Here is a 13,065-nt window from a genome sequence, read left to right on the forward strand (position 1 = left end):
ATGACCGGTCCGCGGCGACCGCGCCGCCTCCTTCAGGCGCCGGCCGGGCCGCTGCCGTCACCGAACTTGTCCGCCGAGGCGTTCACGTGCGCGACGCGGCGCATCGCGGCCAGCACCACCTCGCCCAGCACCGTTCCGATCACCATGCTCTCGACGATGCCCTCGAGGTCACCGGACCGCCCCACATGGTCGAGGTCGGCGCGCGCGACCCGCTCCGCCGCCTCCGCGTAGTCGTCCAGCACCCGCGCGAACTCGCCGTGCCCCAGCCGGAACATCGTGGCCAGCGCCTGGACCAGGTCCGCCGTGGCGGCATTCGACTCGTCCAGCTTCCAGCCACGCCGCGCCGCCAGCGCCTCGACCTCGGCGCGCGCGGCCACGGCCTCCTCGTCCTCGTCGTCATCGCCCGGTCCGCCGAGCCGGGCCGCCGCCGCTCCGAGCACCTTGTGTGGCGTTCTGTTCTGATCATCCACCACCGCGAGGAGCTCGGCGACGGCCGCCACCTTCAGGCCGCCCACCTCCAGCAGCGCACGCACCAGGCGCAGTCTGCGCTCGTGCGCCTCCCCGTAACTCGCCTGGTTCGGGCTGGTCAGCTCCCCTGACGGAAGCAGTCCCGCACGGACGTAGTACTTGATCGTCGGCACCGGGACGCCGGTCCTGCGACTCAATTCACCGATGCGCACCGCGCGTTCACTCCGTTCGCCTTGCCATGTCACCGATCCATCATAGATAGTGCAACTATCGGTTAGCGGAAAGTGCCGCTATCCATAAACTCTTCGGGGGGTCACTCATGTCTTCATGGCGTTCCTGGCACCGCCCACTGGTGTTCCACGCCGCGGCGATGGGTCTGCTCGCCGTCGTTTCGGCGGTCGGCATGGTCGTCGACGACCGGGTCCTGGTCGGCTCGCCGATCTGGTTCAAGCCGTTCAAGTTCTCGGTGTCGCTGCTGATGTACGCGCTGTCGCTGGCCTGGATGCTCTCGCTGACCACCCGGGGCCGCCGTGCGGGTCAATGGGCGGGCACGGTGGTCGCCCTGGCGGGCACGGCCGAAATGGTGATCATCGTGGGGCAGGTGATACGGGGCAAGCGCAGCCACTTCAACAACGAGACCCCGTTCGACAGCCTGCTCTTCGACATCATGGCCGTCACCATCGTCGTCCTGTGGTGCGCGTCGCTGCTGATAGTGGTGCTGCTGTTCCGCTCCCCGCTGGCCGACCGGCCGGCCGCCTGGGCGATGCGACTCGGTGCGGTCATCAGCCTGGCCGGGGCAGCCCTCGGCATGCTGATGACCCGGCCGACGCCCGAGCAGCGCGCGGCCGACGGCCGGGGCGTGGCCGACGTGATCGGCTCGCACAGCGTGGGCGTACCGGAGGGTGGTCCCGCGCTGCCGCTCACCGGCTGGGCGGCCACGGGCGGAGACCTGCGCATACCGCACTTCGTCGGCTTGCACGGCCTGCAACTGGTCCCGCTCTTCCTGCTCGTCCTCGTCGCGCTCGCCCCGCGCTTCGCCCTGCTGCGTGACGAACGGGCACGGCTCCGCCTGGTATTCGTCTTCTCGGGAGTCTACGCGGCCGTCATCGCCGTGCTCACCTGGCAGGCCCTGCGTGGTCAGCCGCTGGTCCGCCCGGACGGGGCAACCGCCTCGGCAGCCGCCCTCGTCCTCCTCTGCGGCGCCCTCGCCGCCTATGCGGCGCTGCGACCGGCCGCGGCCGTACCGGTCACCGCCGTGACTCCGCCGGAGCGCGTCCAGTCCGGGCGGTGAGCACCGGAGGGAACCGGTCGCCCCGGCCCTCGGACGGCTCCGGGCGGCTCCCGGACGACTTCACACGGCCTTCTGGTACGTGCGGAAGGATCGGGTCGACAGCCAGACCGCCGCCACTGTCAGGGCCAGCAGCGCCCCGCCCCTGCTGAGCACGACCGTCCAGTCGGTATCGGCGGACAACGCGGAACGGCCCGCGACCATGGCCCAGTTGACCGGGTTGAAGTCCGCGATCCGCACCATCCAGTCCGGCATCTGGGCCGGCGCCATGAAGGCGGAGGAGAGGAACGTCAGCGGCAGCAGCAGGAAGGTGTTGATGCCGATGATGGACTCGCGGCGGCGGACCAGCATGCCGAGGGCGTTGGACAGCGCACCGAAGACCGTACCGAGCAGGACGGACGCGACCACCAGGATGAGCAGTCCACCGATCCCTCCCGGGTAGTCGGCCCCGCCGATCAGTCCCAGCACCACGATGACCACGGACTGGAAGGCGGTGGTGATGCCGTTCTGCACGACGTTGGCGTGCAGGAGGGCGCTGCGGCTGACCGGGGTGGTCAGGAAGCGGTTGAGCGTGCCGCGTTCGATCTCCTCCAGGGTGCCCATGCCGGTCCACATGCTGGAGCCGAACGCGCTCATCACGACGATGCCCGGGATCAGGTAGTCCAGGTACGACGTCGTACCGAAGCCGCCGAGCTGGACGACCTTTTTGAACAGGCTGCCGAAGAGGTAGAGCCAGATCACCGGCTGGATCAGATTGACCAGCAGGAACACGGGCTGCCGCACGATCGCCATGAGCTGGCGCTGCGTCATGAACCAGGTGTGAGCGAGGACGTTCGTACTCATCGGGTGCCTCCGGTGGTGGCCCGGCCGGACGCGTCGGGTCCGGTGGCCTTCGCGTCCTTCGCGTCCGTGGCGTCCTTCTCGTCGGTCGTATCCGGCACGGCCTCGACGCGGTCCGCGCGGTCCGCGGGCTCCGCCGCCTCGGCCTCGGAGAAACGGCGTCCCGCGTAGCGCAGGTAGACGTCGTCCAGGGAGGGCCGGGCCACGGTCGCGGCGGCCACCGCCGCGCCGGCCCGCTCCAGGGCGGCGAGCAGGGCCGGTACGGCGGCAGCCCCGTCGTCGGCGCGGACGCTGACCCTGCGGCCGTCCAGCGTGAGGTCGTGCAGGCCCGTCAGCCCGGCGAGGGCCTCGGTCAGGGTCGTACGGTCGCCGTCGGCGCGCAGTTCCACATGGACGGCGTCACCGCGCAGTTCCCCCTTCAGCTCGTCGGGGGTGCCCTCGACGACCACCCGGCCGCGGTCCACGATGGCGATGCGCTCGGCGAGCCTGTCCGCCTCTTCGAGGTAGTGCGTGGTGAGCACGATCGTCAGCCCCTCGTCCCCGGCGAGCCGGCCGATCTCGTCCCACATCGCCGTGCGGGCCTCGGGGTCGAGCCCGGTCGTGGGCTCGTCCAGGAAGAGCACCTCGGGCCGGTGGACCAGTCCGAGCGCCACATCGAGCCGTCGTCGCATCCCGCCCGAATATCCCTGCACCATCCGCTTCGCGGCGTCGGTGAGGGTGAACCGCTCCAGCAGGGCGTCCGCCCGGCGGTTCAGTTCCGCGCCGCGCAGACCGTAGAGCCGCCCCTGGAGGATCAGGTTCTCCCGGCCGGTGGCCACCGGGTCGGCGCCGGACCGCTGGGCGACCACCCCGATCGCCCGGCGCACGCGGTCGGGGTGGCGCAGGACGTCGTGCCCGGCGACGGTGGCCGTGCCGCTGTCGGGGCGGGCGAGCGTGGTCAGGATCTTCACCGCGGTGGACTTGCCCGCCCCGTTGGGCCCGAGGAGCCCGAGGACCGTGCCGGGTGTGACGGTGATGTCCATGCCGTTCAGCGCGGTGACACCACCCGGATAGGTCTTGACCAGGCCTCGCGCCCATACGGCGGGCGCGGCCGTCCCCGTGCGGGCCGGCCCGGCGCCCGCCCGGTCGACGGCGGCGCCACGCGCTTCTCCGGAGGCATCGGTGCGCGACTCACCACGGGCATCCGTACCTGCCTCGGCGCGGTCCGCGCCATGGGCCTCGGCCCTGGCCACCGGACTCGCCGCGCCCGGGCCGACGGCCAGGGCGCCGGCCCCGGACGCGGCCGTTCCCGGCGTTTCGGTACTCATGACAGAACTCTCCTTCGGTGAACGGTACTCGGATATACCGAGCCGGTCCGCCCGAGGAGCGCCGGGCTATGGTAGGCGTGCCGCACCTCGATCGCCCGGGCGCCCTCGCGGCAGGCCCGGTCCGGGGTTCGCGACCCCGGCGGTCGCTGCTGCAACAGCCGCCGCCGGGGTCCTTCCGGTTTTCAGGGCCGGCGGGACCGGCCCTCCTTCATCACATCGCAGCCTCCGTCGCCACCCGCGTCGCCGCCGCCTGTGTCGGTGTTCATACCGCTGCGCACGTCACCGCGTACGTCGCTGTGCGTGTAGTTGTGTACGTCGATTTCCACACCGTCCAGTTCTCGCCATTCCTGGGGCACCTCGCCCGTCTCGTAGAACAGGCGCCAGCCGTCCAGGCCCGTCAGCGTCCCGTCGGCCAGTTCCGCCAGCAGTCCCCTGATCCAGCCGGCCTGGGCCTCGACCATGTGCAGCTGGTACTCCGTCTCCACGACGAAGAGCCGCGGCAGCCGCTCGCACAGCTTCGCCAGCACCCCCCTCAGCCCCGCCGCCTCTATGTCGAGCGAGGCCGCCCGCTCCCGCAGCAGCGGTATCACCTCGTCCGGTGACAGCGCTCCTATCAGCGACAGCGCCGTCCCGAACAGCGGGAACTCGCGCGCGGGGACCGCCAGCAGGTCGGCCAGCCACTCCCGCATCTCCTCGCGCCCGGTGGGTGTGAGGCCGTACAGCGTGCGTTCCGGCCGGTTGCCCTGCCGCTGCACCTCGGCGACCGTCACGAACCCGTACCTCTCCAGGTTCCGTACGACCGTATAGAGGGAGCCGTAATTGATCTTGACGCTGTGTTCCTTGCCGCGCCTGCGCAGCGTCTGCGCCATCTCGTACGGATGCATGGGGCGTTCGGACAACAGCGTCATCACCGCCAACGCCAGCGGATTGCCGAGCTTGCGCCGTTTCATCTCCACCCCCTGCCGCACGCGACGGATCGACGGAGACATGCTCCGCGGACGAATACTCGCCAACGAACATATCGCGAAGGCGCGGTTCAGTCAACGCGACATATCGCGTTTCATCAGATCATGGAATCATCACTTCGCAACGCAGCCTCGTCACGGCAATCCGCCGGAGCCCCGGCTCCGAATGCCGAGTGCAGTCCGTTCGGAAGGAAACCGCGTGAAAGAAGCCGTCTTCATCGGGGGACCCTCCTCCGCGGGCCCGGACCTCCAGGAACTGCTGGCCCTGGTCGCCCGGGGTGACCAGGAGGCGTTCTCCCGCGTGTACGACCTGGCCAGTGGGCCCGTCCTCGGCCTCGTGCGGTCCGTCCTGCGCGACCCCGCCCAGTCGGAGGAGGTCGTCCAGGAGGTACTGCTGGAGGTCTGGCGTACGGCGCCGCGCTTCCGGTCCGACCGGGGCAGCGCCATGACCTGGATCCTCACCCTCGCCCACCGGCGCGCGGTGGACCGGGTCCGCTCGGCCCAGGCGGCCGGCGACCGGGAACGCCGGGCCGCGCTGCTGGAGCGGACACCGGCCTACGACGAGGTCACCGAACAGGTGGAGGCCGGACTCGAACGTGAACAGGTGCGCCGCTGTCTGCGCACCCTGACCGAGCTCCAGCGCCAGTCCGTGACGCTGGCCTACTACCGGGGCCTGGCCTACCGGGAGGTGGCCGAGCTGCTCTCGGTGCCGCTCGGCACGGTCAAGACCCGGATGCGCGACGGGCTCATCCGACTGCGCGACTGCCTGGGGGTGTCCGCATGACCGCGGCCGATCTGCACACATTGACCGGCGCGTACGTACTGCACGCCCTGGAGCCCGGGGAACGCGCCGCGTTCGAAGGGCACCTCGACGCGTGCCCGCCGTGCGCCCAGGAAGTGCGCGAACTGGCCGCCACCGCCGCCCGACTGGGAAGCGCCGCGGCCGTTTCCCCGCCGCCCGCCCTCAAGGAACAGGTGCTCCGGCGGATCGCCACCGAACGACAGGACCCACCCAGGGGCCGCGCGCGCTCCCGCCCGAGCGGGGGCGGCGGAGCGCGGGGGCGCGCGATGTCCCGGTTCGCGCTGGCCGCCTGTCTGGCCGCGGCCGCCGCGTTCGGCGGCGTGGCGGCGTGGCAACAACGGGCGGCCCAGGACGCACGCGGCCGGGCCGAGGCGGCCGAGCAGCGTTCCCAGGCCGTGGTCGCGGTCCTCGCCGCCCCGGACGCCAAGCTCGCCACGGCGCGGCTGCCCAGCGGCGCGAACAGCACCGTGGTCGTCTCGCGCGGTCAGGACAAGGCCGTGTTCCTTACGTCCGGGCTGCCGAAGGCTCCGAGGGGGATGGTCTACCAGCTCTGGTACGACGACGGCGGGACGATGCGGGGCGCCGGTCTGATGGACCCCGCCACGGAATCGGACGCCGTCCTGCTGGCCGGTCCCGTCGGCGCGGCTTCCGGCATGGGCCTCACGGTGGAACCGGCGGGCGGCTCCGCCCACCCCACCTCGGATCCACTCGTTCTGCTGAGCTTCCCCGCCACGTGAGCACATGTGCGGGCCCACCTCGGACGGCCGGGCTAGGACGGGAGGCATGAGCGTCGCGATCGCCCTGTTCACCTCCGATCTGCGCGTGCACGACCAGCCCGTGCTGCGTGCCGCCCTGCGGGCCGCCGACGAGGTGGTGCCCCTGTTCGTGCGCGACTCCGGGGTGACGGCGGCCGGTTACGACGTCCCCAACCGCCGGGCGTTCCTCGCCGACTGTCTCGCCTCGCTCGACGCGTCGTTGCGGCGCCGGGGCGGCCGGCTGGTCGTCCGCTCGGGTGAGGTCGTCGAGCAGGTCCGCCGGGTGGTACGGGAGGCCGGGGCCCGGGAGGTGCACCTGGCGGCCGGGGTCAGCGGATACGCCGCACGCCGGGAGGACAGGCTGCGCACGGCACTCGAGGGGACGTGCGCGCTCGTCGTCCACGACTCGGTGATCACCGTCGTGCCGCCGGGCCGGCTCGTACCGTCGGGCAAGGACCACTTCGCGGTATTCACGCCTTACTTCCGCCGCTGGCGGGAGACGGACCGGCGCGCCGTGATGGCCGCGCCCCGTACGGTCCGGGTCCCCCCGTCCGTCGGCGGCGAGCCGCTGCCCGTCCGGGACACGGTGGAGGGCGTGTCACCGGGGGTCCCCGAGGGCGGCGAGGAGGCGGGACGCGCCCGCCTGTCGTCCTGGCTGACACGAGGGATCGAGACGTACGAGGACCGGCAGGACGGTCTCGCCGACGACGCCACCTCACGGCTGTCCCCCTACCTCCACTTCGGCTGTCTGTCCCCGGTGGAGCTGACCGAACGGGCCCTGCGCGCGGACGGCCCGGGAGCGGACGCCTTCGTGCGGCAAGTGGCCTGGCGCGACTTCCACCACCAAGTACTCGCGGCACGCCCGGAGTCGGCCTTCTCGGACTACCGCGCCCGCCACGACCGCTGGCGCGGGGACCTGGCGGCACGAAGCGAGACGATCGCCTGGCGGGAGGGCCGTACCGGCTACCCGGTGGTGGACGCGCCGATGCGCCAACTGCGCTACGAGGGCTGGATGCACAACCGGGCCCGGCTGCTGACGGCGAGTTTCCTCACCAAGACCCTCTACGTGGACTGGCGGGAGGGCGCGCGCCACTTCCTGGACCTGCTGGTGGACGGCGACCTGGCCGACAACCAGCTCAACTGGCAGTGGGTGGCGGGCACCGGCACGGACACCCGCCCCAACCGGGTACTGAATCCGCTGACCCAGGCCAAGCGGTTCGATCCGCGGGGCGACTACGTGCGCCGCTGGGTACCGGAACTGGCCGGCATCGAGGGCGCGGCCGTCCACCAGCCATGGAAACTCGACGCCCGCGTCCGGGCCCGCCTCGACTACCCGGATCCGATCGTGGACCTGACGGAAGCCGGAGAGCGCTTCGCCCGAGCCCGGGACCGCCGAGGCGGCGGGACCTGACCTGCCCGGCCGAACCCGCCGCCCCTGGTGGGGCCCGCGCTGACGCCGATCCCAGGACGGCCGGTCGAGGCGCGGCCGACCCGGCCCGAGGCCGCGTCGGCCGGCCGGGTCAGCCCAGGGAGCTGTACGCCACCACCCCGCGCAGCACCGCGTCGACCGCCTTACGGGCGTTCTTCGCGACCGTGCTGTGCTCGCGCGGCGCGGCCGCCGCGATCTGGCCGAGCACGTCGATGACCTGCTTGCACCAGCGCACGAAGTCCCCGGCCGGCATCTCCGCCTCGCGCAGCACCTCGTCCAGGCCCTTGCCCGAGGCCCACATGTAGACCGCCCAGGCGAAGCCCAGATCGGGCTCGCGCTGGCCGACGCCCTCCGCCTGGTTGATCTTCAGGTCCTCCTCCAGGGCGTCCAGCCGGCCCCAGATGCGCACCATCTCGGCCAGTGCCTGCTTCGCCGCGCCCGAGGGCAGCTTGGGCGCCACCGCGTCGTCGGCCTGCCGCGCCTCGTACACCAGCGCGGAGACGCACGCGGCGAGCTCGGCCGGGGTGAGCCCCTCCCACACCTGGTCGCGCAGGCACTCGCTGGCCAGCAGGTCCAGCTCCCCGTAGAGCCGGGCCAGCCGCCTGCCGTGCTCGGTCACCTCGTCGCCGCGCAGGTAGTCGAGCTCCGTCAGGAGCGCGACGATCCGGTCGAAGGTGCGGGCGATCGTGTTCGTCCGCCCCTCGATCCGGCGCTCCAGCTGGTGCGTGTCCCGCTTGAGGCGGTGGTAGCGCTCAGCCCAGCGTGCATGGTCCTCGCGCTCGTCACAGCCGTGGCAGGGGTGGGCGCGCAACGCCGTGCGCAGCCGGGCGATCTCCCGGTCGTCCGCGGCGGGCCCGCGCTGCTTGCGGTGCCGGTCGGGCACGACGTGCCCGGCCTTCGTGCGCAGCGCGGACGCCAGGTCCCGGCGGGACTGCGGTGAGCGCGGGTTGAAGGACTTCGGGATCCGCATCCGCTCCAGCGCCTCCACGGGCACCGGGAAGTCGATCGACGCCAGCCGCTTGACCTGACGCTCCGCCGTCAGCACGAGCGGGCGCGGACCGTCCTGGTACTCGAACCCGCGGTGTCCGTTGGCCCGGCCGGCGGGCAGGCCCGGGTCCAGGACCAGCGCCAGACCCGCGAACTTCCCGGTCGGCACGTGGATGACGTCACCCGGCTTGAGCTTCTCCAGCGACGCCGCCGCGGCGGCCCTGCGCTGGGCCGCGCCCTGCTTGGCCAGCTCGGTCTCGCGGTCCTTGAGGTCGCGGCGCAGCCGCGCGTACTCCTCGAAGTCCCCGAGGTGGCAGGTCATGCCCGCGCGGTAGCCCTCGAGTCCCTCCTCGTTCTTCTGGACCTGGCGCGAGATCCCGACGACCGACTTGTCCGCCTGGAACTGCGCGAACGACGTCTCCAGCAGCTCACGCGAGCGGTGCCGGCCGAACTGCTGGACGAGATTGACCGCCATGTTGTACGACGGCCGGAAGCTGGAGCGCAGGGGATACGTCCGGGTGCCGGCCAGCCCGGCCAGCGCGCCCGGATCCATACCGCGCTGCCAGAGGACCACGGCATGGCCCTCCACATCGATGCCCCGGCGGCCCGCGCGTCCGGTGAGCTGGGTGTACTCGCCGGGAGTGATGTCGGCGTGCTGCTCGCCGTTCCACTTGACGAGCTTCTCCAGGACCACGGACCTGGCCGGCATGTTGATGCCGAGCGCCAGGGTCTCGGTGGCGAAGACCGCCTTGACCAGCCCTCGGACGAACAGCTCCTCCACCACCTCCTTGAAGGTCGGCAGCATGCCGGCGTGGTGCGCGGCGATGCCCCGCTCCAGCCCTTCGAGCCATTCGTAGTAACCGAGGACGTGGAGATCCTCATGGGGGATGGAGGCCGTGCGCTCCTCGACCAGCTCACGCACCCGGCGCCGGGCGTCCTCGTCGTTGAGCCGCAGGCCCGCGTAGAGGCACTGCTGAACGGCGGCCTCACAGCCGGCCCGGCTGAAGATGAAGGTGATCGCGGGCAGCAGCCCCTCGGCGTCGAGGCGGTCGATGACCTCCGGCCGCGAGGGCGTCCAGATCCGGCTGCGCTGGCGGCGCTCCCGCTCCCGGTCCGCCTCCCGGAGCATCTTGCCGCGCCGTCGCTCGCGCGGGTTGAACGTGCGCTGGTTCTCCATCCGGGCCAGCCGGACCAGGTCGGGGTTCACCTCCCGCCGGGCGCCCCCGCGGCCCCCGTGGTCGGTCTCCTCCTCGAAGAGGTCGTACATCCGGCGGCCGGCCAGCACATGCTGCCAGAGCGGCACGGGCCGGTGCTCGGAGACGATCACCTCGGTGTGGCCGCGGACCGTGTCCAGCCAGTCACCGAACTCCTCCGCGTTCGAAACCGTCGCGGAGAGCGACACCAGGGTGACCGACTCGGGCAGGTGGATGATCACCTCTTCCCAGACGGCGCCCCGGAAACGGTCGGAGAGGTAGTGCACCTCGTCCATGACCACATAACCGAGCCCGAGCAGTGCCTGCGAGCCCGCGTACAGCATGTTGCGGAGCACCTCGGTGGTCATGACGACCACGGGAGCGTCCGCGTTGACACTGTTGTCCCCGGTCAGCAGGCCGACCTTGTCGGCCCCGTAGCGCTTGGCCAGGTCGGCGTACTTCTGGTTGGAGAGTGCCTTGATCGGCGTCGTGTAGAAGCATTTACGGCCCTCGGCCAGGGCCAGATGGACGGCGAACTCGCCGACGATCGTCTTCCCCGAGCCGGTGGGCGCCGCCACCAGCACGCCCTTGCCGGCTTCCAGGGCCTGGCACGCCTCGACCTGAAAGGGATCCAGGCCGAAGTCGTACATCTCCCGGAACGAATACAGCGCCGTGGCCTGCTCGGCGGCGCGGATCCGGGCTGCGGCGTACCGCTCGGCTGGTGAGAGGTCCTCTGTCATCTTGCGGTCGAGCCTACCCGGCACCTCTGACAATCAGCACGATCTTTAGCCGGGCTTGGAACGCACCTGCGAACCACACCGGCCCCGGGGTGGAGGAAGGTCCACCCCGGGGCCGGTCTTCGGCAGACCTCGCGCGTCAGGTGATGTCGTCGTAGCCGTTCAGCCGGTTCGACCGGCCGCCGTCGGACTGTCCGGGGAGGGCGGGCGGTGGCGAGACCGACTCGATCGGGCCGACGCGCTCGGGGGTCAGGTCCAGGTCCGAGGCCTCGTCGTCGTCCAGATCCGCGTCCGGGTTGTTGCGCCGGCGTCGGCGGTCGTTGATGAGGCACACGCCGAGCGCCGCGAAGTAGAGCACGACGATGGGCGCGGCCAGCGACAGCATCGTCAGCGGGTCACCGGTCGGCGTGGCGAAGGCGGAGAAGATCGTGATACCCAGCACGAACCCGCGCCACCAGCCGGCGAGCCGCTTCGCGGACAGTATGCCGGTGAAGTTGAGCAGCACGAGCAGCAAGGGCAGCTCGAAGGCCAGTCCGAAGACGATGACCATCCGCACGATGAGGTCGAGATACTCGTCCAGTGGCAGCAGGTTGCGGGCGTTCTCGGGAGTGAAGCCGAGGAGGACCGTCGCGGTCTGCGGAAGGATCTTGTACGCGAGAACGGCCCCCGCCAGGAAGAGCGGGGCACCCACGCCCACGAAGGACATCGCGTACTTCTTCTCGTGGCTGTGCAGACCTGGCGCGAGGAAGCCCCAGAGTTGGTAAAGCCAGACCGGCGCCGCCAGCACCAGGCCGGCCACCAGCGAGACCTTGAGCGCGATGGAGAAGGGCGAGATCAGACCGTTCACGGTCATGTCCGCGCATGGCTCGCCGTTCTTCTGTTTCAGGGAACCATCAACGCACCCAACCGAGTGAAGGATTGGGTCCATAAGGAAAGCGATCAGTTCCTTGTAGAAGAATGCCGCGATGATCGTGATGACCAAGATCGCCAGCACTGACTTCAGCAGGCGATTTCGCAGTTCACGCAGGTGCTCCGCGAGAGGCATGCGCCCCTCGGCGTCCTTCTCCTGCTTCGGGGCAGACTTGAGCAACCCACGTCCTCGTCTCGTCAACAACGGCCGTCAGTGAAGTACGTCAGCTACATCGGCCCGGGCCGCAGCCCGGCCAGGGCTCGCTCCGGGAAGGCGTCAGGCTGTTCGGGCAGGGCCTCGGCCTTCCGGTCCGACGCCCCATCGGCTCAGGACCGTACACCGGTCCCGGCCGTCCGAGCGGCCCGGGTCAGCTCTGCGCGGTGCGGTTCGGCTCGCCGACCGGGCGGGAGCTGGTCACATCGCCCGGGGACGCCTGGATCGTGCGGTGCGTGGCCTGCTGGGCGCTCGTGTCGGCGGGCTGCTCGCCGGCAGGGGCCGACTTCTCGTCGTCCTTCTTCATGGCCTTGGCCTCACTCTTGAGGATCCGGGCCGACTTGCCGAGCGAGCGCGCCATGTCGGGAAGCTTCTTGGCGCCGAACAGCAGCAGGATGACGGCGATGATCAGAACGATCTCGAGCGGCTTCAGGTTGCCGATCATGTGGGACTTCCTTCTCACTGAGACGGCGGGTGGGGCTTCCCGTAGACACCGGACCCACGCCCGGCATTGGTGCCGAACGCGATCGTAACCCGCAGGGGTAAACGTGAGGCAATCCCTGTGCGTACTCCCGGCGGCGTCCGGCGGCCCCTCGTCAGGCCACGATCGTCAGGGTACCCGCCGTCGGCTTTCCGGAGGAGAGCGCCTCCGTACGCCTCTGACGCCGCCTTCAACGCAGCGCGTCCCCCGTCGCCGCCAACCGGGTGGCCGACCGCTCCAGGTCCTCGGCGGCCCGGTTGATCCGGTCCGTGGTGGCGGCCACCTGGCGGCCGAGCCGCTGGGCCTCGATGAAGACGCGGATCGCGAGCACGCCGAGCACGGCTATCCCGCAGAAACCCAGGGCGATGGCGAGCATGGGCCAGAACATGGGCAGAGCCTAGACCGTGGAGTGGAGGCGCAGCGTCCGCACCCCGCCGCCGGTGAGGAGTTCGATGATGCGCTCCCCCGCCGGCTTGCGTACCGGTGCTTCGCACTCGGGGCAGGTGAACGTGTAGAACGTGGTGCTCCGGCTGGCGCCGATGGCCAGCCGCAGTGCCCCGGCGGAGAGTTCGAAGCGGGCTCTGCACTCGGGGCAGGCTGCCTTGAAGAAGACAGGAGCAATGGTCGAGAAACCGGACACATCAGACATCGTCGACATATTCCTTGGCTCTCCTTGTCCTCAGCGGCCGT

The 13,065-nt window shown here is 71.0% G+C and carries 13 protein-coding genes; 4 read left to right on the plus strand and 9 right to left on the minus strand.

Going from position 1 to position 13,065, the window contains the following annotated elements; genetic code table 11:
* Window positions 1-32: 32 nt before the first annotated feature.
* Window positions 33-713, minus strand: coding sequence for a MerR family transcriptional regulator (locus IG02_RS43535; protein WP_267958543.1), 681 nt, complete (start codon window positions 711-713; stop codon window positions 33-35).
* A 74-nt stretch (window positions 714-787) separates the two neighbouring features.
* Between IG02_RS43535 and IG02_RS0129095 the strand changes: the two genes are divergently transcribed.
* Entirely contained in the window at window positions 788-1,759 is a 972-nt protein-coding gene (locus tag IG02_RS0129095; protein WP_030754478.1) for a hypothetical protein, read from the plus strand.
* A gap of 60 nt (window positions 1,760-1,819) precedes the next feature.
* On the opposite strand, the gene IG02_RS0129100 is transcribed toward IG02_RS0129095, so the two are convergent.
* The 3 genes from IG02_RS0129100 to IG02_RS0129110 form a co-directional block, all read right to left on the minus strand.
* On the minus strand, window positions 1,820-2,599 hold the full coding sequence (locus tag IG02_RS0129100; protein ID WP_030754479.1) for an ABC transporter permease: 780 nt from the start codon (window positions 2,597-2,599) through the stop codon (window positions 1,820-1,822).
* Window positions 2,596-3,618 (minus strand): ATP-binding cassette domain-containing protein, encoded by a 1,023-nt coding sequence (locus IG02_RS0129105; RefSeq protein ID WP_234314952.1) that lies wholly within the window; start codon window positions 3,616-3,618, stop codon window positions 2,596-2,598. Before IG02_RS0129105 ends, IG02_RS0129100 begins: the two co-directional genes overlap by 4 nt.
* A gap of 467 nt (window positions 3,619-4,085) precedes the next feature.
* Entirely contained in the window at window positions 4,086-4,853 is a 768-nt protein-coding gene (locus IG02_RS0129110) for a PadR family transcriptional regulator (protein WP_078854930.1), read from the minus strand.
* Window positions 4,854-5,067: 214 nt separating this feature from the next.
* On the opposite strand from IG02_RS0129110, the gene IG02_RS0129115 reads away from it, so the two are divergent.
* Genes IG02_RS0129115 through IG02_RS0129125 form a run of 3 tightly spaced genes read left to right on the plus strand, consistent with a single transcriptional unit; the run spans window position 5,068 to window position 7,836 of the window.
* Window positions 5,068-5,652: a sigma-70 family RNA polymerase sigma factor gene (locus IG02_RS0129115; protein ID WP_030754487.1), complete on the plus strand. Its 585-nt coding sequence runs from the start codon at window positions 5,068-5,070 to the stop codon at window positions 5,650-5,652.
* Window positions 5,649-6,407 (plus strand): anti-sigma factor, encoded by a 759-nt coding sequence (locus IG02_RS0129120; protein ID WP_030754489.1) that lies wholly within the window; start codon window positions 5,649-5,651, stop codon window positions 6,405-6,407. Before IG02_RS0129115 ends, IG02_RS0129120 begins: the two co-directional genes overlap by 4 nt.
* Window positions 6,408-6,453: 46 nt before the next feature.
* Window positions 6,454-7,836, plus strand: a complete 1,383-nt coding sequence (locus IG02_RS0129125; protein WP_030754491.1) for a cryptochrome/photolyase family protein — start codon at window positions 6,454-6,456, stop codon at window positions 7,834-7,836.
* A 109-nt stretch (window positions 7,837-7,945) separates the two neighbouring features.
* On the opposite strand, the gene IG02_RS0129130 is transcribed toward IG02_RS0129125, so the two are convergent.
* The 5 genes from IG02_RS0129130 to IG02_RS0129150 form a co-directional block, all read right to left on the minus strand.
* Window positions 7,946-10,774: a DEAD/DEAH box helicase gene (locus IG02_RS0129130; RefSeq protein ID WP_030754493.1), complete on the minus strand. Its 2,829-nt coding sequence runs from the start codon at window positions 10,772-10,774 to the stop codon at window positions 7,946-7,948.
* Between the two features lie 136 nt (window positions 10,775-10,910).
* Window positions 10,911-11,861: a twin-arginine translocase subunit TatC gene (gene tatC / locus IG02_RS0129135; protein ID WP_030754495.1), complete on the minus strand. Its 951-nt coding sequence runs from the start codon at window positions 11,859-11,861 to the stop codon at window positions 10,911-10,913.
* A 187-nt stretch (window positions 11,862-12,048) separates the two neighbouring features.
* On the minus strand, window positions 12,049-12,339 hold the full coding sequence (gene tatA / locus IG02_RS0129140; protein ID WP_030754498.1) for a Sec-independent protein translocase subunit TatA: 291 nt from the start codon (window positions 12,337-12,339) through the stop codon (window positions 12,049-12,051).
* A 226-nt stretch (window positions 12,340-12,565) separates the two neighbouring features.
* Window positions 12,566-12,763 (minus strand): hypothetical protein, encoded by a 198-nt coding sequence (locus IG02_RS0129145; protein ID WP_030754501.1) that lies wholly within the window; start codon window positions 12,761-12,763, stop codon window positions 12,566-12,568.
* A gap of 9 nt (window positions 12,764-12,772) precedes the next feature.
* Window positions 12,773-13,024 (minus strand): hypothetical protein, encoded by a 252-nt coding sequence (locus tag IG02_RS0129150; protein ID WP_420707801.1) that lies wholly within the window; start codon window positions 13,022-13,024, stop codon window positions 12,773-12,775.
* Between the last annotated feature and the right edge of the window lie 41 nt (window positions 13,025-13,065).

It is taken from the genome of Streptomyces sp. NRRL F-5135, assembly GCF_000719775.1.
GTDB classification, from domain to species: Bacteria; Actinomycetota; Actinomycetes; order Streptomycetales; family Streptomycetaceae; genus Streptomyces; species Streptomyces hebeiensis.